This window comes from Vibrio sp. 1-2 (7-a), from assembly GCF_013048515.1.
Taxonomy (GTDB): Bacteria; Pseudomonadota; Gammaproteobacteria; order Enterobacterales; family Vibrionaceae; genus Vibrio; species Vibrio diabolicus.
Genome location: NZ_VHSQ01000001.1, coordinates 975,921 through 996,188 on the forward strand (window position 1 = coordinate 975,921; position 20,268 = coordinate 996,188).

At 43.8% G+C, this 20,268-nt stretch carries 19 protein-coding genes; 6 read left to right on the plus strand and 13 right to left on the minus strand.

The genetic code is table 11. The features are described 5' to 3' along the window. Nucleotides 1–6 precede the first annotated feature (6 nt). The 8 genes from FKN08_RS04355 to FKN08_RS04390 all read right to left on the minus strand — a co-directional run bounded on the left by FKN08_RS04355 (nucleotide 7) and on the right by FKN08_RS04390 (nucleotide 8,583). Complete coding sequence (locus FKN08_RS04355) at nucleotides 7–1,191, minus strand: glycosyltransferase (RefSeq protein ID WP_170891419.1); 1,185 nt, start codon at nucleotides 1,189–1,191, stop codon at nucleotides 7–9. Nucleotides 1,192–1,346: 155 nt separating this feature from the next. Then, the gene (locus tag FKN08_RS04360; RefSeq protein WP_047008759.1) at nucleotides 1,347–2,417 is read right to left on the minus strand and encodes a glycosyltransferase family 4 protein; all 1,071 of its coding nucleotides are present in this window, start codon (nucleotides 2,415–2,417) and stop codon (nucleotides 1,347–1,349) included. Beyond that, entirely contained in the window at nucleotides 2,392–3,915 is a 1,524-nt protein-coding gene (locus tag FKN08_RS04365) for a sigma-54 dependent transcriptional regulator (RefSeq protein WP_170891420.1), read from the minus strand. Before FKN08_RS04365 ends, FKN08_RS04360 begins: the two co-directional genes overlap by 26 nt. A 277-nt stretch (nucleotides 3,916–4,192) precedes the next feature. Next, nucleotides 4,193–4,573 carry an Hpt domain-containing protein gene (locus tag FKN08_RS04370; RefSeq protein ID WP_170891421.1) on the minus strand — a complete coding sequence of 127 codons (381 nt, stop codon included), beginning with the start codon at nucleotides 4,571–4,573 and terminating at the stop codon, nucleotides 4,193–4,195. Nucleotides 4,574–4,584: 11 nt separating this feature from the next. Further along, nucleotides 4,585–5,271 carry an AAA family ATPase gene (locus FKN08_RS04375; RefSeq protein WP_170891422.1) on the minus strand — a complete coding sequence of 229 codons (687 nt, stop codon included), beginning with the start codon at nucleotides 5,269–5,271 and terminating at the stop codon, nucleotides 4,585–4,587. Further along, on the minus strand, nucleotides 5,271–7,373 hold the full coding sequence (locus tag FKN08_RS04380; protein WP_005394266.1) for an SLBB domain-containing protein: 2,103 nt from the start codon (nucleotides 7,371–7,373) through the stop codon (nucleotides 5,271–5,273). The genes FKN08_RS04375 and FKN08_RS04380 overlap by 1 nt, the downstream gene beginning before the upstream one ends. Next, nucleotides 7,370–8,236, minus strand: coding sequence for an OmpA family protein (locus FKN08_RS04385; protein WP_170891423.1), 867 nt, complete (start codon nucleotides 8,234–8,236; stop codon nucleotides 7,370–7,372). The genes FKN08_RS04380 and FKN08_RS04385 overlap by 4 nt, the downstream gene beginning before the upstream one ends. 26 nt (nucleotides 8,237–8,262) lie before the next feature. Continuing rightward, entirely contained in the window at nucleotides 8,263–8,583 is a 321-nt protein-coding gene (locus FKN08_RS04390) for an STAS domain-containing protein (protein ID WP_005394270.1), read from the minus strand. Nucleotides 8,584–9,006: 423 nt separating this feature from the next. Between FKN08_RS04390 and FKN08_RS04395 the strand changes: the two genes are divergently transcribed. Next, on the plus strand, nucleotides 9,007–9,852 hold the full coding sequence (locus tag FKN08_RS04395) for a DNA ligase (RefSeq protein ID WP_170891424.1): 846 nt from the start codon (nucleotides 9,007–9,009) through the stop codon (nucleotides 9,850–9,852). A 15-nt stretch (nucleotides 9,853–9,867) separates the two neighbouring features. Here FKN08_RS04395 and FKN08_RS04400 read toward each other — a convergent pair whose 3' ends face one another. Then, nucleotides 9,868–10,866, minus strand: coding sequence for a DUF3080 domain-containing protein (locus FKN08_RS04400; RefSeq protein WP_170891425.1), 999 nt, complete (start codon nucleotides 10,864–10,866; stop codon nucleotides 9,868–9,870). A 133-nt stretch (nucleotides 10,867–10,999) separates the two neighbouring features. Next, nucleotides 11,000–12,370, minus strand: coding sequence for an MATE family efflux transporter (locus FKN08_RS04405; RefSeq protein ID WP_065646737.1), 1,371 nt, complete (start codon nucleotides 12,368–12,370; stop codon nucleotides 11,000–11,002). A gap of 394 nt (nucleotides 12,371–12,764) precedes the next feature. Here FKN08_RS04405 and FKN08_RS04410 point away from each other — a divergent pair, with 394 nt between their 5' ends. Next, nucleotides 12,765–13,376 (plus strand): riboflavin synthase subunit alpha, encoded by a 612-nt coding sequence (locus FKN08_RS04410; RefSeq protein ID WP_104974118.1) that lies wholly within the window; start codon nucleotides 12,765–12,767, stop codon nucleotides 13,374–13,376. 75 nt (nucleotides 13,377–13,451) lie between these two features. Here the strand turns inward: FKN08_RS04410 and FKN08_RS04415 are convergent, their stop codons facing one another. Beyond that, nucleotides 13,452–13,646 (minus strand): CPXCG motif-containing cysteine-rich protein, encoded by a 195-nt coding sequence (locus FKN08_RS04415; protein WP_005396219.1) that lies wholly within the window; start codon nucleotides 13,644–13,646, stop codon nucleotides 13,452–13,454. Between the two features lie 253 nt (nucleotides 13,647–13,899). Continuing rightward, nucleotides 13,900–14,766 carry a fructosamine kinase family protein gene (locus FKN08_RS04420; RefSeq protein ID WP_005396217.1) on the minus strand — a complete coding sequence of 289 codons (867 nt, stop codon included), beginning with the start codon at nucleotides 14,764–14,766 and terminating at the stop codon, nucleotides 13,900–13,902. 224 nt (nucleotides 14,767–14,990) lie between these two features. On the opposite strand from FKN08_RS04420, the gene FKN08_RS04425 reads away from it, so the two are divergent. The 3 genes from FKN08_RS04425 to FKN08_RS04435 all read left to right on the plus strand — a co-directional run bounded on the left by FKN08_RS04425 (nucleotide 14,991) and on the right by FKN08_RS04435 (nucleotide 17,462). Next, nucleotides 14,991–15,965, plus strand: a complete 975-nt coding sequence (locus FKN08_RS04425) for a response regulator (protein WP_005396215.1) — start codon at nucleotides 14,991–14,993, stop codon at nucleotides 15,963–15,965. Beyond that, nucleotides 15,965–16,927 (plus strand): diguanylate cyclase, encoded by a 963-nt coding sequence (locus FKN08_RS04430; RefSeq protein WP_005396213.1) that lies wholly within the window; start codon nucleotides 15,965–15,967, stop codon nucleotides 16,925–16,927. Before FKN08_RS04425 ends, FKN08_RS04430 begins: the two co-directional genes overlap by 1 nt. Before the next feature lie 190 nt (nucleotides 16,928–17,117). Beyond that, on the plus strand, nucleotides 17,118–17,462 hold the full coding sequence (locus tag FKN08_RS04435) for a DUF3802 family protein (protein ID WP_005396212.1): 345 nt from the start codon (nucleotides 17,118–17,120) through the stop codon (nucleotides 17,460–17,462). 44 nt (nucleotides 17,463–17,506) lie between these two features. Here the strand turns inward: FKN08_RS04435 and FKN08_RS04440 are convergent, their stop codons facing one another. Then, entirely contained in the window at nucleotides 17,507–18,001 is a 495-nt protein-coding gene (locus FKN08_RS04440; protein ID WP_005396208.1) for an NlpC/P60 family protein, read from the minus strand. A gap of 134 nt (nucleotides 18,002–18,135) precedes the next feature. On the opposite strand from FKN08_RS04440, the gene FKN08_RS04445 reads away from it, so the two are divergent. Continuing rightward, entirely contained in the window at nucleotides 18,136–20,154 is a 2,019-nt protein-coding gene (locus FKN08_RS04445; protein WP_170891426.1) for a methyl-accepting chemotaxis protein, read from the plus strand. The last annotated feature ends 114 nt before the right edge of the window (nucleotides 20,155–20,268 follow it).

Here is a 20,268-nt window from a genome sequence, read left to right on the forward strand (position 1 = left end):
GCCTCCTCAATTGATGCTCAACCAGCGTGAAAGAGGCTTCATGCAGTGAGTCATTGGCATTGGTGTAATACTGTTGTTCTCAAGCTCACCTTCATAAATACGTTCAATGGCGCTTATGGATGCTGCAGTCGTGAGGTTTTGGCTAGCATGAAGATAGGCGTTTTCAGCTAGCTTGTTTCTTAGCGCTGCATCTTGCATGACTTGTTGGATAGCGTTTAATAAGCTTGCCATTCCGCGATTCTGGTACAGTAGTGCAGAGTGATTATGCTCGAACAACTCAGGGATGCCTCCTGTTTTAGGAGCCACGATAGGCAGTTGAGCTAAAGCCGCTTCCCCGAGCACGAGACCAAAGGCCTCTTCATAGGCGCCGCTAATAAAAGCGTCTGCATTCCCAGACATCCATGCACCAGCATTGCTTTTTTCCCCGACAAAGTGGACTCTGTCTTGGATACCGAGATCCGAAGCAAGTTGTTGCAATGTTTCTCTTTCCTCGCCATCGCCAACGATAACAAGATGAGGATTATCGTGATGGTAATTGTGCATGCGCATAGCGCGAATAAGGCGGTCGAATCCTTTTCTTTTAATCAACGAACCTACCGAGAGGAAGGTAAACGCTTGTGGAGGTATTCCGAGGTGAGCCTTGATATCAACGGGCGTATCAGAGTCTTGAAGCGATACACCGTTGTGCACAACATAAAGCTGGTCTTCTGGGTAACCGTCCTGAATAATGTCACGACCGACATCTTTACTAACGCAAATCAATTTTGGGGAGAGGTGTAACCCAAGAGAGAAGCGATCTCGCAATGTATAGTGACAATGAAGTTGGGTGACAAGTGGGATGTGATTCATGCGTGCAGCCAAGCACATCCATTGACAAGGACCACCGCTATTAACGTGTACCAAGTCGATATTGTGTTTTTCGATCAGTGCTGAGCCCTGTTTGATAAGGCTATTCCATCCGCTAATATCCCAGCGAGGCGCACTCCAGCCACCAACGAGATTGAAAACAGAATGTTCCGCTTCAATTCCGAGCGATTGACACTTATCGATTAGTGGCTGGCAGTTTGACCACACGAATGGCTCAAACTTATCACGGTCAATCCCTGAGATGAGATCCAGAAGTACCACTTCACTGCCGCGAATCCAGTTATCACCATAATGAACATATAGAATGCGTTTTGGAGTAATCATAAGTCACCTCTGTCTCATCATTAACTTGTGTTAACTGCTGAGTTGCAACAGAGATGCCAAAATATGCCATTAGTTTATGTGTTTGAATATTATTAGATATTTGTGCTTGGACTTAAGGGGAGAAGCAATATTCTCATATTGAGAACCAATATGGCTTATTGCTCCGTTTCAATTTGATATTTTCGTAGCAATACAGGAATAACGCTTTGCGCCGAGAAATCATCAATAATGGTCTGCCGAGCGTTTTGACGAATGAGAGATTGCTGCGCTTCATCAAGAGACATCCAATGTTTAAGGCATTGAGCGAGAGATGGGACGTCATCGACAATAAAGCCATTTTCGCCAGTTTGGATAATATCGGGCAAGCGACCCACGCGTAGGCTCATCACGACTATTCCTCTAGCCATTGCTTCAAGCGCCGCCATAGGCAGGCCTTCATAGCGAGAAGAAATTACCAGCACGCCAATGTTTTTCCAAACGGTCTCCATTTCAGTTTGATGACCGAAAAATGTCACATTTGAAGGGGCAATTTGGGCGAGTGATTCTCTTTCTGGTCCATCACCGAAAACACTAAAATGCAGTGTTGGGCAGAGCTTAGCTACTTCGATAAATTGGTCGGCACCTTTTTCTTGGCTCAATCGGCCGACGAAAGCGATTTCTTGATAGTTGAGATTACGATCGGGAATCGAAACAAAGTTATTCAGCAGTTCCGAAGGGAAAATGACTTTGCGCTGAATGCTTGGGCTGACGGAAAAGCAGTGGTTAGAGAGGTAGCCTGAACTTCTATCAAGCCAATCATAGAGCCACATTTTGCCCGAGGATGATTCTCCTGCATGATAAGTTGAAATCAAGCGAGGAAATGTGCGCGTGAGTAGCTTGGCACAGCGCGCTAAGATTGACGCTTTGTAACCGTGGGAGTGAATGACCGATGGTTGGTGATTGGCGACCGCGCTTGTTAGGTGTTTGATCTTTAATGCCTTATGTGGCTCACCAGACAAATGGTTCAAGTAACTCACAGGGATGGTGGATTCTTCTGCTTTCTCTACAATCTGTGCTGGTGGCGAGTACTCAGTCGTTAAGACAACACGTGCTTTGTGCCCAAATGTCATTAATCCACGAGCAAGCTCTATGACGTGACTTTCGATACCGCCAAACAGGCGGCTATCAAGAAAAATCCAAATTTCACCAACGTCAGGTTTCTCAAGATTGTTCGAGATTAATTTCATCCGCTTCCCACGCTTGTTTTTTTCGGTAAACCGTAGATGGGCTTAGCTCCAGCATTACGGCGGCATTGAGAACGTTGCCATCACAGTATGCGATTGCGTTTTGAATCGCCTCACGCTCCACTTGCCACATAGGGCGAATGGTTCCATCAGAGTTAAAGTACGGCGAGGCAGCCGCTGAGGATTGTATGTTAGGTTCCGGTGTCGGTATTGACGGTTCTCTAGCGGGGGCCGATTGTTCCTCAACATACACAGGTTGGGATGTTATTGTTGGAGGGGTTGCAGGCTCTTGAGTTACATGTGCGGGAGTGGATGTTCTCACCGTTTTAGACTTTCTAGTCAGTTGAGCGGGTAGGTGATTCACCGTGACTTTTTCGTCATTATTAAGCACTACAATGTTACGTATGATGTTTTGCAATTGCCTTACATTACCCGGCCATTCGTAGTGCTTGATGATATGTTGAGCTTCGCTGTCGATTGTTGAGAATTTCTTTTTGTCCTGTTTAGCATAAGTGGTCAAAAAGTGCTTGGCTAACGTGACGATGTCACTTCCTCGCTCACGTAGGGGGGGCATATCGATAGGTATTACGTGTACGCGGTAATACAAATCTTCACGAAAACGACCTTCTTCCACTTCTGTTAATGGATCTCGGTTGGTGGCACAAATGATTCGAACATCCACCTTCATCTCTCGAGTGCCACCAAGCGGTGTGTAGGTTCCTGTTTGAAGAAAACGGAGCAACTTCTTTTGCATCTCAAGTTCCATTTCACACAGTTCATCGAGAAAAAGCGTCCCACCGTGAGCCAGCGTCGCAGCACCTTTTCGGTCTGTTGTGGCCCCGGTAAATGCGCCTTTAACATGGCCAAAAATCTCACTTTCCATTAAATCTCGTGGGATAGCCCCGCAGTTTATAGCAATAAAAGGTTTGTCTTTACGGTCGCTCTGACGGTGCACGGCTTCAGCACAGACTTCTTTACCTGTGCCGCTTTCACCCACAATAAAGACACTGGCAGATGTTGGAGCAACGGCATCAATAGTTTTATATACCGCCTGCATTGGGAGACTTGAACCGATAAATCCGTGATAGTTATGGCGATCAAACTTGGACTGAATATTTTCTACTAAATCTTCCAATTTGGCGCGTTTGAGGTGTAATGCAACAGAAGTTTTTAGGCGATCAGCGTTAATAGGTTTTTCTAAGAAATCTTCCGCACCTTTTTGAATTAGGTTAACGGCTAAGTCTACGCTGCCATGCGCTGTAGCAATAATAACGGAGGTAGGAATGTCATTTTGGTTTATCCAATCCAATACGTCTTCACCAGACATATCGGGCAGTTTCAAATCGAGAATGATGAGCTGAGGTTTGCTTCTTTCAATAAATTGAATTGCTTCGCGACCTGTTTCGACATGAAAAATGTCATAAGGTTCGTCTTTGACATACTGCTTATAAAGTATGGCTAGTGAAGTAGAGTCTTCTACCAGTAACACCCTTGGTCTCATAGTCCTATCCCAACGTAGTTCGTTTCACTTTTTATGATTTTTGTCAGCACTATTATTTGTATTTGGCGTGATGAGCGAGTTATATGGCTTAGTGCTCTCTAGTGCTGAATATTCTCAATTTGAGAAAAGCGTTATCTAAGTATTAGCACAAGGTGGGAAATTTGCGAAAAATCCATACTTTTTAATTGATTAAGTTAAATTGTAAATGTCTTAGATGATATCGGCATCGCACTTTAATAAGTGCGATGATTCATAAGATAATTTATTATTGAAACGGTTACTCGAACCCCTGATCTTTTCGCTTTTCTAGCGCGTCAAACGATTCATTTGCCAGCTGGGAAAGAGACTCACAGAGAGCCAATGCTTCTAGTGTTTTCCCTTCCACACAATATTTCTCAATCATTCTTGCTTGTCTGGAAAGCGTTCGGTTACCTAAAGCAAGGGCAGAGCTGCCGAGTGTATGAACTTCGAACTCTAATGTTTGGAGGTCTTTCGCGCTTAATGCTTGCTCTATTTTCTCCATGCGCTCTCGTGACTCTTCAGTATAATGTTCAATCAGCGTAGGGATGATTTCGGCGCACGTATCTTTGATCATTTGCTGGAGAATGTGTTCATCCACCAATTCTTGTTCGATAGTCGGTGTGTTATTTGCAGTCATATTGGCGCTCCCTAAAACATAAACAGTTCACTTTTCTTAATTTGTTGAGATATCTTTTCTTTCCACTTTTTGGGTAAAAAGCGTAGCTTGGAAACTTGGCGGATCAACTCATCTTTCAGGCTAGGTGTATGCTTCATATTCAGCACGGAACCAATCAAATTCGCATCGCTAGCATCAAGTAGTTTTTTGGCTTGTTCGAGTTGGGTTGCCGTCGTAGAGCCATAATGTGCGACTAATAAGGTGGCATCACATACGCCCGCAATCACTTGAGGGGCAATATTGCTTCGGTTGACACTCAGAAGTGGAGATGTGTCTATCACGACGCGCTCGTATTGCGTTAACCACTCTGCAATATTGCGCTTCAGCATTGTCGGATCTCGGTACGCCAATTGAGTGCTGGCGAGAGATGGAGCTGGGAGACCGACTAAGGTTTGATGCGTATTTTCTCTTGTGATCAGGTGGCCAACTTTTTCTGTATCATCAAACTCGTGAATAGTGCGATAAGCGGGCTTGAACAAGTTAAGATCCACATACAAAGTATTGTGTCCAGCTAAAACCAGACGCTCAGCTAGAGATGAAGCCACGGAAGTGACGCCGTCTTCAGACTTACAACCCACAACACAAATCGTTTTGTGGCCTTTCTGTTCACTCTGAAGATAAATTTGCTCAATCTCAGCGTGAGTGGCAGGAATAGTCATTACAACGCTCCTATTAACACGATGGTTGTGGTGATTTGTAGAATATCTCTTAATCCGGCTCTCGCTTTTTCAGCAAAGCTTTCGTCTTTATGTGGAATGTAAATAGTGTCGCCTGCACGGATGACTGGTAAATCATAAATGTTGGCGGTTTTGCTAAAGTTCACCAAATCAAATGTTCGAGCTTGGCCCTGACAGCAAGACATGTTGACCACACTGATTTTTTCAAGATACGCATTGTTTGTCGGCCCTCCTGCTTCGGCCAGCAAGTCAAGTACAGTCATGTTGTCATTAAATACATAGCGCCCAGGGTCTCTTACTTCACCTAATACACGTACGGTGGATTCTTTGGAGCGATCCAACCAGTTTTTGTTTTTTTCCGGAATGTAAATGGTATCGCCGGGACGAACGTGGGGCAGAATAGACTCATCGCCCGTTTCAAAGTACATCGACAAATTCAATTTACTCACTTTGGCATAGCCTAGGCCACGGTGCGTCACACGAATATTGTGAATATCGGCATCCATTGTTGGTCCATCGGCGGCAGATAGAATATCCAGAAAGTGCATTTCTTCGGTAAAGCGATAGCGGCCTGGTGCATTGATTTGACCGAAAACATATATCGAGGCATCAGAGCTCTGGCTTACCCATTGCGATTTGTTGTCTGATGGATCGTCAGGTAATGCATGGACTCTTACTACCGTACCAGCTGAAACTCGGGGCAGATTCGATGTTGGTGAGCCATCTAAAATGTATTGATCTAAATCGAACTGTGTCATTTGACCATTATTGGCGACTTCAATTTTGGTGGTGTCAGCTCTACGTGTTGGGCCGCCAACATGCGCAAGCAGATCAATTAAATCCATTTCGTCTGACCATTCAATACGTCCCGGGCGCACGACTTCTCCCATCACAGCGACCGCTCGACTTGGCGCCACTTTTAGCCATGACTTCTCGTTGAAATCGGTTTTCTCAGGCACGAAAATCGCGTCTCCAGGTCCGACATTCGGTGGTCTAACCGAAGACAGCCCCTCGGTATGCGCGGTTAGGTCGAATTTGATGACCTTACCATCGGCTTTTATGACACGAATTTGGCGAGATTCTGCATAGCGAGTAGGCCCGCCTGCATTGGCGAGAATATCCATGAAGCTAGCGTCTTGCTTTCCTTCATACGCGCCAGGGTGGGCAACTTCACCCATGACATAAACCACATTTGCACCCGCTTTGATTTCTTCTTCCTGTTTTGGAACAAAGATGGTGGCACCCGGTAGGATTTCTGGTAGTAAGCTTTGATCACCCGTATCCAGATACTTTTTTAGATTAAACATGGTTGGGTTGTTATTTGTGATGACGCGAATTTGCTCAACACTGGCATATCGTGTTACGCCGCCAGCTCTCATCACGACATCAACGAGCGTGGTGTTCGGTTTGTAAGAGAATGAGCCGGGAGCATTCACTTCACCAAAGACTTTGATGGCACGAGCGGAGTCTGCGCTATCGCCTGAGTTCGCGAGTTTTGCTGCATCAAATTCTTGCTCAATATTCCCAACGAGTGGAGATGCTGGAACAAACAGTACGTCCAGCGATTCTAATTTCGGGAGCTGGCTATTATCACCAGTATCAAGGAAACGTTTGTAGTCAAACTCGATGTTTTTGTCGCCGCGTTTAACGATCATTTTATCGAGCTGAGCACCTGCGCGAAGGCCGCCAGCTTCGTATACAAACATTTGAATGTTGGAACCCGAAGGTAAGGTATATTCCCCGGGTTTGACCACGTAGCCTTGGACTGACACTAATAACTGTTGTTGTTTGATAAAGACTCGAGCGTTGTTTACGTCACGATACACGGTTTTTAGCGTTTCGATAATCACGTCTTGGAGCTGTTGTTCATTGTACCCAGCAACAAATACAGGGCCGACTTCCGGTAAGTTAATACGCCCACGGCGATCGACTTGAAACCCTTTATTTAAAGATGCTTCTCCAGGTAGGTTAATCTGAATTAAATCGCCGACCTTAACAGTATTGTTTTCATCTGCTGACGAAGTAGGTACCCAAGCAACCAAGCACAAAAGAACGAAGGTGATAAATGGTTTCATCGTGTTCATAGCGTACCTCCTGCAGATAGATTGCGATTTACTGAGGTATCGCTATCTGAATTAGGGCTAATAACTTCGATGCTTACGCGGCGATTGGTTAAACGCACGGCAGGTGTTTCACCTTCATAAAGCGGCAGGCTATCTCCCACAGATTTGGTGGTTACGCGTTCTGAAGTGATGCCAAATACAGTCAGGTAACGCTTCACTTGTTCTGCACGCGCTTGAGCGAGTTTCTGGTTGTAATCTGGTGAGCCAGTGACATCGGCATGCCCAGTCACCACGAGAGTTAGGTTAGGGTGGTCACGTAAAATGTAGGCAGCTTCTGCCAAATGTCCCATGTACTTTGGATTAATTTCTGCTGAATCGACAGCAAATTGATTATCAATATTGAGGAGTGCATAAATTTCAGCGACGACGTTCAAATCGCTACGCAATGCTTCAATATCATCGGGTGGCGTACAAGTGGTTTGGCTTAATACATAGTCGAGTTGCTGTTCAAGTTGGTTTAAACGTCGACGCTGAATCACTAGGTCGTTAGCAGCATCGAGTAGAAGTCCGCCTTCTAACTCACGTGCGATTCTGTTTTGCTTCTCAAGCGCCTGCACTACTGCCGCAGGAAAGCACCAGCGTGCGCCTTCTTGAATCAACGCGTCTAGGTGTAGCTTGGTGAGTTGCCAATCAAACCTCAACCCATGCTCTGGACCTAACGGCTCATCGGGCATGACTGGGGAAAACTGATAATTTTCAATTGAAATATCTTGATAGTTTTCCGCCAAGCCACCTTTTCCGTGGTCTGGGTAGTCAAACGACGAACAACCAAACATGCCGACAACAAGACCGCTTACTACATATCGTCGTATAAGATTTACCATGCCAACCTCCGTTTAAACCGGTATTTTTAGTGTCCTTTTGAGTTAACGGGAATAGCATGGTTAATACGAAGCAAGCTCATGATTTCTAAAGGTTGGCCTGATACGTTTTCAATACTCATGCTTCTTTCACGTTCAACTAGACGCTTATATAAGTAAACAATGGCACCAATCCCTGAAGAATCAAGAAATTGGACGTGCTGTAGGTTAATTTCGACTTCTTTGTGATGATTGTCGTGAATTACTTCATCAATGTGATGTTGTGCTTGTCGACAGCCACTTGCGTCTAAGTCACCAAAAAACTCAATGGCTAATTTGTCTTGATTAATTTCTAGTTTGCGTAATTCCATGACTCTATCTCCGTTTGTTTTCTCTACTTGGATATAGAGCAGGTAACGTGCCAAATTTAAATGCAAATAAAATCAAATGGTTATGATTTTTTGATAATGTCATTCAAATTGAGAAGGAATAGGTTCTCAATTTGAGAATCAAAAACGCATAGATAGACGGCTTGTTCAGGAGAGGTGTCGAATTAATATCGAGTGCTAAAGCAAGAGTCTCATCGAGATTAGGTTGCGACTTGATTTGAGACTCACTCATCCTATTGTGAACAATGTGTAAATATTAAATGCAAAATCTGTCTAAAGTTTATGATTGTCCTTGCAAATCATTACTTAAGTTGATTGTTCTGAGTCGAAGAATGACTAGTAACAAATAGGTCATCGAGAGGAGTTACGGTTCAATAAAGGCGCTTTTTTGTACAAGGTCTTCTTATGCCATTAAAAATGACATTAATCGCGCTGGCTGTTATGACAGCGTCTTCACAGCTTCAAGCTGATACTTCTCTCACGCCTCCAGTTTCTCTTGCGCAAAGCTATCAAGATGGTATCGATGTATCTGAATACTGGTATAGCGAAAAACTCGACGGCATTCGCGCCTATTGGACAGGACAACATCTCGTGACGAGAAATGGTAACCGAATCTACGCTCCAGATTGGTTTATAGATTCACTACCTGACTATCCGTTAGATGGTGAGCTATGGGCGGGACGAGGCAATTTCCATCTCGTACAACAAACGGTTTTGGATAAAACGCCTGTGGAGTCAGCTTGGCGAAACATTGATTTTATGATCTTTGATATGCCGTATTCTGCTGGTGATTACCGGAAGCGTTATTACAACATCAAAGACTTAGTGCTCGAAGTAGACCAAGCTCATATCAAATATGTCGAACACCGAGCGATCCAAAATGAAGCTCACCTGTTTGCGCAATTGGATAAGATTTCAATATCCGATGGTGAAGGGGTGATGCTACGTAAGGTATCAAGCCGTTATCAAGCTGGACGTGGTAGTGATTTACTTAAACTGAAACGATACGCGGATGATGAAGCGCTAGTCGTGGGCTATAAGCCAGGCACGGGGCGTTTATTGGGTATGATGGGGGCGATGTTAGTTCGCTTACCAGATGGTACAGAGTTTTACATTGGTAGTGGGTTTACCGATGAAGTGCGTCGTCAGCCTCCGAAAATAGGTTCAACCATCACGTTCAGGTACAACGGTTTTACTCATACCGGTAAGCCACGTTTTGCCCGATTCTTGCGTGAGAGGCTGAAGGAATAGAACGCTCTGTACTTACTATTTACCAACGGTTACGCCGCATCGCTTGAAGAGAGCCTGCCAAAACTGAACGTGGTTTAGGGTTTCTTGTCTAAAGGTTTTGTGTGCCTCTTTTATACCATATTGATGACCATGAAGTTGCATACGCTTTTCTATCAAGGTGGCGCCATCATGAAGTTGCTGATAGGTACTGTCTAAATAGGCTAAGTAAGGTTGCACTTCTTCAACATAAATGGATTGAAAGACATTTCTTAGGTAGCGGAACTGGGTCACGTTTCGGTTTGGCCCGCACAACACATTATTCTGATGTTGTTCAAGTAACTGAGTCGTAGCTTTTAGCCAGTGAGAAGCGTTTATCATCGAATAGTAAAGCCGTCCGATTAAACGAGATTTCTCTAGCTCTTCTTGATATTGCACAATCTCAATATCGGGCAGACGTGAAATGGCGCGATGAGGCAAGCCGTACATTTCACTGAAAAGACGATAGACGTCGTTAATACGTGCAACATCATTTGGTGTTTCTTGAGATAGCCAATCCGACGCCGTTAGCTGCTTTTGCATTGCATCACTCGCGAGTAGCAAGTTGTCAAGATGAGTACCTAAATGTTGCCACTTAGTCGAATAAAGCTCTGTTAATGTAGTACGTTCTTCATCGCTGAGCTGAAATTCGGATAGACATCGATTCATGGCTCGTAACAGTGAAGTTTGGTAATCAAAATCATGAAATGCATCCTGCACCTTACCAAGTTGCGAGTTTTTCTCGGCAAGTAGATTGAATAATCCACACTGGCGTAATTGGTAGCTTTCTAGTAAACCAATCGATAGCCTTGGAAGTGGCTCGAATAAGTCACGTTTTGCAGGTATGGTCACCGTAGATTGCGATTCTATTGGAAGAGTAGGAGCGTCCAACACATTGGCGACACGTTGGTGATACTTGTCAAACATGGCGTTTTCTGGGTTGAACCAGTTATCGCAACCGTTAAGAAACAAGACTAAGAACAATAAAATAGACCGCACAAATATCCTTTTTATAACTTCGTATTCGTCACCAAAAGAGCAGGCTGAACTGGCTCACAAGCTTGCTATAAGTATACTCAACAGCGTTATTATTCGATCAAAAAAGCCAGCGTGCGCTGGCTTTTTCTTATTATCACTGAACTGAAAAGTTCAATTGCACCTCTGGTTCTTGGCGGTGCATCCAGCGCATTCTTACCCCTAACATAAGTGCGGCAGAAGAAAGGCCGATGATAAAGCCTAGCCAGAAACCTTGCGCTCCCATTGGCTCGACGATCCAGTCTGTGCGGCCAAGGACGTAACCCATTGGTAAACCAAGAATCCAGTAGGCGATAAAAGTACGGTTGAAGATGGCTCGCATATCTTTATAGCCACGCAGTGCACCTGCCGCGATTACCTGAACTGCGTCCGTACATTGATAAACAGCAGCAAATACGAGCAGTTGCATCGCTAGAGTGATGACCTCTGGGTTGCTAGTGTAAAGTTCGGCGATCCATTCACGAGACAATACGGTTAATATCGCTGTAAGAACAGATAGACCTAGACCAACCATGATGCCCACTCGTGAAGCAACGCGAGCGCCATCAACGTTTTCTTCGCCAAGTCGGTGTCCGACACGAATACTCACTGCCGCACCGATACTCATTGGAAGCATAAATACTAGCGACGAGAAGTTAATCGCAACCTGATGCGCAGCAACGATGATTGGTCCTAGTGGTGAGACCAATAGTGCAACGACAGCAAATAGTGTCACTTCAAAAAACAGCGCTGCTGCAACAGGAAAGCCGAGCCTGAACAGACGAACTTGCGCTTTCCATTGTGGTCGATGCCATTCACCAAATAAGTTGATGCTTTTAAGTCGATCTGATGTCATTACATAAAGCAATAGTAGGGCAAACATGACCCAGTAAACAATCGTGGTTGCGACACCACAGCCAATACCGCCTAATTCAGGTGCTCCAAACTTGCCATACACGAAAATCCAGTTTAGGGGAATGTTGAGCAGTAAACCGATAAAGCCAATGACCATTGCTGGTTTCGTCAATGACATACCATCCGTAAAGCTTCTAAGCGTTTGAAAAAGCAAGAAGGCAGGGACTGCTAAGATAACAGCATGAATGTACCCCACTGTTTTTTCTGCCATCAGCGTTTCAACATCCATAAATCCGAGAATAAATTGGGTTTGAAGCAGCACTGCAATAATCGGCACACTGATCAACAATGCCAAAACGACGCCTTGTTGAATTTCAAACGGGATTTTTACTCGACGACCAGAGCCATTTAACTGTGCGACAACAGGGACTAACGCCATTAACAAACCCACACCAAATAAAATGGATGGAAGCCAAATACTTGAAGCGACAGAAACCGCAGCCATGTCGGTGGCACTAACGCCTCCGGCCATAACGGTATCAACAAACCCCATACCAGTTTGAGCAACAGATGCGATCAATACCGGGGTCGCCAATTTGATGAGACTTGATGCTTCTTCTTTATAGCGATGCACGAAAAACACTCCAGAGCGGAACAATAAGTTGAAAGAATGAGAGCGCTCGAGGACAAAAGATGTGGTGAACTGATCTGATGGTTGATTTTAGTCACGATAAGGTGAAAAAATGCCTCGGAGAAACTCCGCGCAAATGATAAACAATTGTATGTTTATATTCCATAGTTAGGTTGCGAATAGTGGATAACACTAACTTAATGCTCGCTAAGCTCAGGATACGCTAATACTGAGAGCTGTAATAAATCATGTTAATGTTAGAAGCATGTATGAGAACAAGGCTCCATTTTTCAATAGGTCGTTGCTCTATAATCTACAGGTTTTATCTCGATACACAGTGCTGTGCTTAAGGCTCTGTCATCGATTGCAGCTTGTATGAAATCAATAGGTAAAAAGAATGTTTACAGGAATAGTTCAGGGTACGGCGAAGGTCGTTAAAATTGATAAAAAAGAACGCTTTCAAACGCATGTTGTCGAGTTAAGCGAAGAGCTTTGTAAAGGATTAGAAATAGGTGCATCTGTCGCTCACAATGGCTGCTGCCTGACCGTGACCAAAATTAATGGCAACCTTATCAGCTTTGATTTAATGCAAGCGACATTGGCTCTCACCAACTTAGGCGAGCTAGTTGAAGGTGACAGCGTAAACATTGAGCGAGCTGCCAAGTTTGGTGATGAAATTGGCGGACACAGCATGTCTGGCCATATTAGTTTGATGGCTGATATTGTCGAGATCATCGATACGCCTAATAACCGCACGATTTGGTTCCAACTGCCGCAAGAATCAATGAAATATGTATTAGCGAAAGGTTATATCGGCTTGGATGGTTGTTCTTTGACGATTGGTGAGGTTGAAGCGTGTCGTTTTTCAGTACACCTAATTCCAGAAACCTTGCAACGAACACTCTTTGGAGTAAGACAAGTAGGGGACCGCGTTAATATTGAGTTTGACCCTCAGACTCAAGCCATAGTTGATACTGTTGAGCGAGTTCTCGCAGCAAAACAGCTTTAGAATGATAAAAAGGAGCCAAGCGCTCCTTTTTAATTCAAGTGATTTTGTGTTTCCAACGCTTACATGCTCGAGTTGTTATTCGTAATTGTCATCGATAAACAGTTCGACTTTATCTTGCAGCTCATCTACTCGCATATTTAAGTGAATGGCATGGCAACAAGCTGGACAATCATCATAAAACTCTTGGTCACCATTACTTGCATCTAGTGTAATGCCGATTGAATGTCCACAATGGGGGCATTTGACATGCCTTTCGGTATAATTTTTCATACAACAACTCCTAATATCGCAGGGCTTTTAAACACTCTATTCTTTAAGGAAGTACAGCCCTTCACTTACTTTGCCTACAAGGAAAATAGGCACAATCCAAAGTTAAGTCTCCTTTGATATTAGGTGGAGTTGTTGCTAATTGAGTCGAAATAAGTATAAAACTTGACCCCAAACTCAACCTTGAGCTTAGGGTCATTTTCTGTAGTGATGTGCCTCGAGGTTTTACATCTTGAAATATGCAGTGGCTTCCAAATTAATAAGAAATAATTTTATTAATAACTTGTTGAGCCTGCTCCAAGTAATGGCCGCCAAATAAATTGCAATGGTTGAGAACATGGTAAAGGTTATAGATATCTTTACGCTCTTGATAACCAGCAGAAAGTGGCATAACAGATTCATAACCTTGATAAAATTCCGGCTGAAATCCACCAAACAGCTCAGTCATCGCAATATCACACTCCCTGTCACCCCAGTAGCAGGCGGGATCGTAACAGATAGGGCCACATGCCGTGAGAGCTGCATTCCCATTCCATAAATCGCCATGCAGCAAGGAAGGCTCTGGAGCATGGTTTGCTAGCAGTTGTTTTACGACATCTATAAAGTCGTCGATATCAACTAAAGTGACGCCTTTTTCTTTAAGGAGCTGTAATTGCCATCCTATGCGTTGTTCAGCAAAGAAGACACACCACTTCTTGTGCCACTTATTGGGTTGTAGAGTGGACCCGAGATAGTTATCCGTATCAAAACCAAATTCCTTTTGCTCGCCCCATTGATGAAGGTGAGCTAATTGCTGTCCTAATTTAAAGCTGTTTGGGCCATCTTCTAATGGCTTTGTTGGAAGGTAGTTAAGAATTAGGAATGAGGCGTTTTTGGTTTTACCAACCAACACAACCTCTGGAACAAATAGGGTAGATGTCTCACGCAAAAGATGCAGACTTTCTGCCTCAACTTCAAACTTAGACAAAAACTCGCGATCGTTAATTTTCACGAAATAGCGCTGTTCGCCGTCATTGATCATGTAGCTTTCACTGATATCCCCACCAGACAGTCTTACTTTTTCCGTGATCTGGTACTCGAATAATAAAGTATCAGAAAGCTGTTGCGATATTGCTTGCCACATACAAAACCTCGCGAATCTATTTGACCACCAACAGTTTAGGATAAAAAGCAAGGTGTTGGCGCTACGTTGAGCATACTTCGTAAAGAAACCTTCCTCTCAGTGTAGTCAATTTGTATAAATGTGAATCAAATCGCTTATAAGCCTCTGATTTGTCGGCATAGCATATGGAGATGAACGTATACAACAGGTATTATTATTTTTTTGACGTTAGTTCCATTGGTGACATGAAAATACTGATATGTGATGACTCAGCGGTTGCAAGAAAGCTCATTGCGCGCTCCATCGTACAAGATACATCATTGCACCTGATCGAAGCTCAAGATGGGTATGAGGCGCTAAATATTCTTGCGGAGCAAAATATCGATATTTTGTTTCTCGATTTAACGATGCCGATCATGGACGGTTTTGAAGTCCTCGAGTCATTACCTGTTAGTCACTACCAGACTAAAATCGTCATTATTTCTGGAGATGTTCAACAAGAGGCAAAACAGCGCTGCATAGAGCTAGGTGCTCAAGCTTTTATCGCTAAGCCTCTGACAGAAGAGCAGGTGATACCGCTCTATGAACAATTGGGGCTGCACTATGCGTTCAAGCCTAGCCATTCGATTGATCCTAAAAGCCAGATTTGCGAGGAGTTCTCCTCACTAGCCAAATTCCGCGAGATTGCAAACATTGCACTTGGTAAAGGGGCTGCGATTATGGCAGACCACTTACACGAGTTCATCCAACTTCCTGTTCCACATGTTGGTCCGTTATCCTACGGCGAACTTCATATGACGCTTGTCGACGTTGTTGGGCGTGATGGCTCCGTCGCGGTTGCGCAGAGGTTTGTTGGTGGCGGTATTCATGGTGAAGCTCTGGTGTGTTTGCGTGGTAGAGACATCAATCAAATTGGCGAGAAGTTAGGCTACCTGCTTGAGTTTACACCTCATAATGAAATCATTTTGAATATCTCGAACTTACTGGTTTCGTCATTTCTCACATCGTTAGGGGATCAGCTCGACAAGCAATTCTCACTTCGTCAGCCAGGCATTGTGGATACGTTAACGCCTTACTGTGAAGAGCAGGGTGAATTAGGTGAGCTGTTTACTATCGAATACACCTACATGGCAGAAGCGCTCGATTTTGAGTGTGAGGTACTGTTTTTAATTGATAAACCATCCGTAGAAATTATTTATGAAATCATGGAGCTAATCTAATGTCCGATATTACGCTGGACATAGCAGACTTTCATTGGGTCACACAAATTCTCGATACGATGGATTCAGGGCTTATCGTGTTGGATCAAGAGTATAAGGTCTGTGTGTGGAACAGTTTTATGCAGTCATACAGTGGCGTTCTGTCACAAGAAATCCTTGGCCAATGTTTATTTGATCATTTTGAAGAGCTGCCAAAAACTTGGCTAGAAACCAAGATAAAAACCGCCGCCGATCTGGAAACTCGTTCCTTCTCTAGCTGGGAAAACCGACCGTACCTTTTTAAATTCAACAATTTTTCTCCGGTTTCAAACAGCAGTGATTTCATGTATCAAGACATCGTAATCACCCCGTTAATCGGGCTCTCAGGAGAGGTCAGCCACATTGCTATTCAAGTGAATGATGTCTCTGAAACGGCAAGAAATCGCATTCATTTGAAAGAAACAAATCAACATTTGTCTGAAATCAGTCGCAAAGATGGTTTAACAGGTTTATTTAATCGTGCTTATTGGGAGCAATCGCTGAAAGAAGAGTTTGCTCACCTAAAAGTTATCGACGGACCATGCTCGTTAGTAATATTTGATATCGACCACTTTAAAAAAGTGAATGATACCTATGGTCACCCGACGGGAGATGAAGTCATTCGTCGTACTTCTTCGTTATTAAGAAAGACAGCAAGAAGCAGTGATGTGTGCGGTCGTTTTGGCGGAGAAGAGTTTACGGTATTGCTTCCTCATACGAATCAAGAACAAGCTTGCTATTTCGCGGAGCGTTTACGTAAAAGAATTGAGCAAGAGATCGTGAAAGTGGAAGATTTTTTGATTAATTACACGATAAGTATTGGTGTTTGCGAGTATAAACCTTATTTTGAAACTCACACTCAATGGTTAAAGAGTGCCGATGCTGCGTTGTATCGTGCAAAAGAAAACGGTCGTAACCAAACTTGTTTGCATGAAAATGACTGAAATACAAAAAGGTTTGAAGAAACCCTGTATCCGAACGCAGTGAGGCAAAGCGCAATTGTTTGAAAAACATCCAGTTGGTTCGTGAATGTTTGTTAATATGAAATAAGTTAATGAAATTTTCTCGGCATGTCTTACTATTGAAACTATTCCGCTTTCAGCTTCGAAGGCTTGCAATAAACGGAGAAAAACAGTGGTTTTAGAAACCGATGGATATCTCGCTCTTATCGAGCACTTGTCGCTAAATCTAGATATTTTCACGACTGAAATTGGCGACACTGGATCCGAAAGCATCGAAGATGTCGTCACCGATATGGTGGCTTCAAACATCATGGCGATCTTTGAGCAAAACCCAGAGCTTCACTCAAGCGTACGCTTCAAATTACTAAAAGAAGCGGATGCGGTTGTTGAAGATCTTGGTGAGATATTGGCTGGTGTATGGCATAAAAAAGCGACTAATGAACAGATCACGTTCCTTGATGAATACATCGCTTTGGTTAAAAACCTATTCGATACTGCCGTTGCTACTTACGATTGATATTGTTTGATACCAGTCATCTCCAATTCTAAAAGTAAGAAGAGTTACATTGTAACTCTTCTTACTTGCCAAAACTTAGATGCCCAGTATGGGTTGTCGATTCTTGAAATGATCACACCTTTAGACGTTGACGCATGCATGAACTGCTTGTTACCCAAGTAAATCCCTACATGATAGGTCGTCCGTCTTGTCTTAAAAAACACCAAATCTCCTTGTTTGGCGTCCGTCCAATTTAATTCCACACCTTGTTTCGATTGTTGTCTCGTTGTCCTGGGTAACGATAGCTGATAAGCCTCGACAAAGGCTTTTTGCACAAATGCCGAGCAATCAATACCAGATTTTTGTGTGCCGCCTAAGCGATAAGGTGTGCCATGCCATTCTGTATAAAACTGGAACAAATCAGGGTTATTGTCCAATAACTGATTTGTAGGTGTTGTCACTTGCACTTGCTCGCTAGGTTCAGGCCCAGAAGAGCAGGCGCTTAGTAGCACACTGATTATCAAAGGAAAATATACTCGACGCAAATCACCACCTGTCATCTCTACGACTCACAACTGAAATATTAGTGTCATAACCAATCCATAGTATGGGCTGCAAATCACGGTTTTGTCTCACAAATGTGACGGAATCACTGCAAAACCGATTCAACCTTAAGAAAGAATAAAAATTGATTATGGCAAAGCGAAAACGCTCACGCACATCACTTTCACTGATTCAGGCTGTTAGTGCAACATTTTTAACTATCATAGCTCTTGTTATAGCCCTTTCTGTCTCAAGTTTCAAAGGAATGGAACAGGTAGGAGAGCAATTTGAAGACTTGTCGCAAAAAGCGTTACCAATCGCGATGGCGAACGCAAAGTTAACCAGGAATGTATTGGAGATGGTTAAGCTACTCAACCATGGTATGCAAATTACTGAGCCAAAAGAGTTGCCTCTAATAAAAGAGCAAATCGATTCACTTGCGACTCAAAGTAAAAGTTTGGTTGGAGAAGCTTCTGGTGTTGCTGAGCAACTCTCTGAGGAGTTAGATACAAATTTAGCGCGTTTACATAACATCACGCAGTCCATTTTACTGAAGCAATCTTCAGTGATAAAAATTCAAATGGATATTGATGCAGGAGTTGGCGGGTTCCGCTATGGACTCAGCTCTATCGGCCCGGAAATGAATCGAATTAGCTCGTTTCTTAGTGCCGAAAATCCTGAATCGAGTGATGCCGCCAACCGATTTATTGCCTCAGCGAGCTCAATGGAAAGCACGTTCTTAGTAATGATGATGCATTCTGAGCTGAGCAAAGCCGAAAAAGAATACCGAGAAATGCGTAACCGTATTGCAGGTATTAATCTCGCCTATGAAGATTTCCAGTCTTTACATCCAGAAGTAAGCGAATACGCAAGCCTAACGGCACCGTACGAGATGGTGAAGCAAGGCTTTAGTGAAAAGGGCGTGCTGCGTTTGATCCTCGCCAAACTAGAACAAGGGGAACTGCAACGTTCAGAGTTTAAACAGGCTTCGATTCTTGCGGATGAAACCATGCGGTTGCTTGATCAAATATCACAAGCTGCTGGTGAGTTGATTGCGGATAAAGAGAGTGTGGTCAATGACACTATTCAGTCAGTGAGTGTTATGATCGTTTTTGCAGCGTGTGTGATTTCTTTCATTATTCTGATCACTTGGTTCAGTCTGAAGTCATGGACAAACCGAGGGTTAAGGAATGTACTAACGCGTCTTTCTGCACTTACCGAGCATGACTTCCGTGACAATGCACAAGAGGTTGGTCCTTATGAACTAAAAGAAGTGGCACGAAAACTAAACCAAGTGATTGATTCAACAAACAACTCTATCCAAACAGTTACACGTAACTGTGAGACGCTTTATCAGACAGCCGAAGTAAGCCACAGTGCAGCTGAACAAACGAGCGATGGGTTGACGACACAAAATGAAGCGTTGGCGAGCATGATCACGACCATTACGCAACTTGAAGCCTCCATTCGTGAAATAGCAACAGTGACAAATGCCTCGTCACAGGACTCGATGCTTGCTACCAAGCACACTGAAAAAGGCGTTCAAGTTGTGGAACAAAACCGTGAACGTTTGGAATCACTTGAACGCTCTTTGGATATGAATGAGCAATCTATGTTAGAGCTAGACCAACGTGTTAAGCAGATTCGTGAAATGGTCGATATGATCAGTGGTATTGCTGACAACACAAACTTGCTTGCTCTCAACGCAGCAATAGAAGCCGCTCGAGCTGGTGAACAAGGGCGTGGGTTTGCAGTTGTCGCGGATGAAGTCCGCAAACTAGCAAGTGATACTTCTCAACAAACAACGAACATCCGAGCAATGATGAGCGAGCTTATTACTGCCGCAGAGCGTTCGCGCCAAGCAGTCAATGATTCAAGAGAAGAAATGGCCCACGCACTGCAGTCCAGCAATGAAGTGAAATCGACATTCTCTGATATCAACCTCGCGGTTAAGCACATTCAAGAGCGTGTTGAGCAAATCTCAGTTGCCACGGAAGAGCAAGAACGTGCGACGGCAGATGTATCTCAATCCATTACCCATATTTCTGATCTTGGCGAACGTACAAAGCTGCAGCTTGAGTCTATGGTTGAGAGTTCTGAGCAAGTGGCGGAAATTGCGGGGCATCAACAAGCGATGTTGCATAAATACGAGCTACATCAGTCCGCATAAGTGACATGTTTTCATCTTCTAAAAGCAGAACTTCGGTTCTGCTTTTTTGTTGCTTCTACGCCCCCTCTGATTGCTATTCAAATCGCAAAAGTGAGTTATATCGCATCTTGCTCA

Bases quoted from the DNA above. Each gene is read 5' to 3' on its own strand.
- FKN08_RS04355 (WP_170891419.1), bottom strand. From the start codon at position 1,191: ATGATTACTCCAAAACGCATTCTATATGTTCATTATGGTGATAACTGG.
- FKN08_RS04360 (WP_047008759.1), bottom strand. From the start codon at position 2,417: ATGAAATTAATCTCGAACAATCTTGAGAAACCTGACGTTGGTGAAATT.
- FKN08_RS04365 (WP_170891420.1), bottom strand. From the start codon at position 3,915: ATGAGACCAAGGGTGTTACTGGTAGAAGACTCTACTTCACTAGCCATA.
- FKN08_RS04370 (WP_170891421.1), bottom strand. From the start codon at position 4,573: ATGACTGCAAATAACACACCGACTATCGAACAAGAATTGGTGGATGAA.
- FKN08_RS04375 (WP_170891422.1), bottom strand. From the start codon at position 5,271: ATGACTATTCCTGCCACTCACGCTGAGATTGAGCAAATTTATCTTCAG.
- FKN08_RS04380 (WP_005394266.1), bottom strand. From the start codon at position 7,373: ATGAACACGATGAAACCATTTATCACCTTCGTTCTTTTGTGCTTGGTT.
- FKN08_RS04385 (WP_170891423.1), bottom strand. From the start codon at position 8,236: ATGGTAAATCTTATACGACGATATGTAGTAAGCGGTCTTGTTGTCGGC.
- FKN08_RS04390 (WP_005394270.1), bottom strand. From the start codon at position 8,583: ATGGAATTACGCAAACTAGAAATTAATCAAGACAAATTAGCCATTGAG.
- FKN08_RS04395 (WP_170891424.1), top strand. From the start codon at position 9,007: ATGCCATTAAAAATGACATTAATCGCGCTGGCTGTTATGACAGCGTCT.
- FKN08_RS04410 (WP_104974118.1), top strand. From the start codon at position 12,765: ATGTTTACAGGAATAGTTCAGGGTACGGCGAAGGTCGTTAAAATTGAT.
- FKN08_RS04415 (WP_005396219.1), bottom strand. From the start codon at position 13,646: ATGAAAAATTATACCGAAAGGCATGTCAAATGCCCCCATTGTGGACAT.
- FKN08_RS04420 (WP_005396217.1), bottom strand. From the start codon at position 14,766: ATGTGGCAAGCAATATCGCAACAGCTTTCTGATACTTTATTATTCGAG.
- FKN08_RS04425 (WP_005396215.1), top strand. From the start codon at position 14,991: ATGAAAATACTGATATGTGATGACTCAGCGGTTGCAAGAAAGCTCATT.
- FKN08_RS04430 (WP_005396213.1), top strand. From the start codon at position 15,965: ATGTCCGATATTACGCTGGACATAGCAGACTTTCATTGGGTCACACAA.
- FKN08_RS04440 (WP_005396208.1), bottom strand. From the start codon at position 18,001: ATGACAGGTGGTGATTTGCGTCGAGTATATTTTCCTTTGATAATCAGT.
- FKN08_RS04445 (WP_170891426.1), top strand. From the start codon at position 18,136: ATGGCAAAGCGAAAACGCTCACGCACATCACTTTCACTGATTCAGGCT.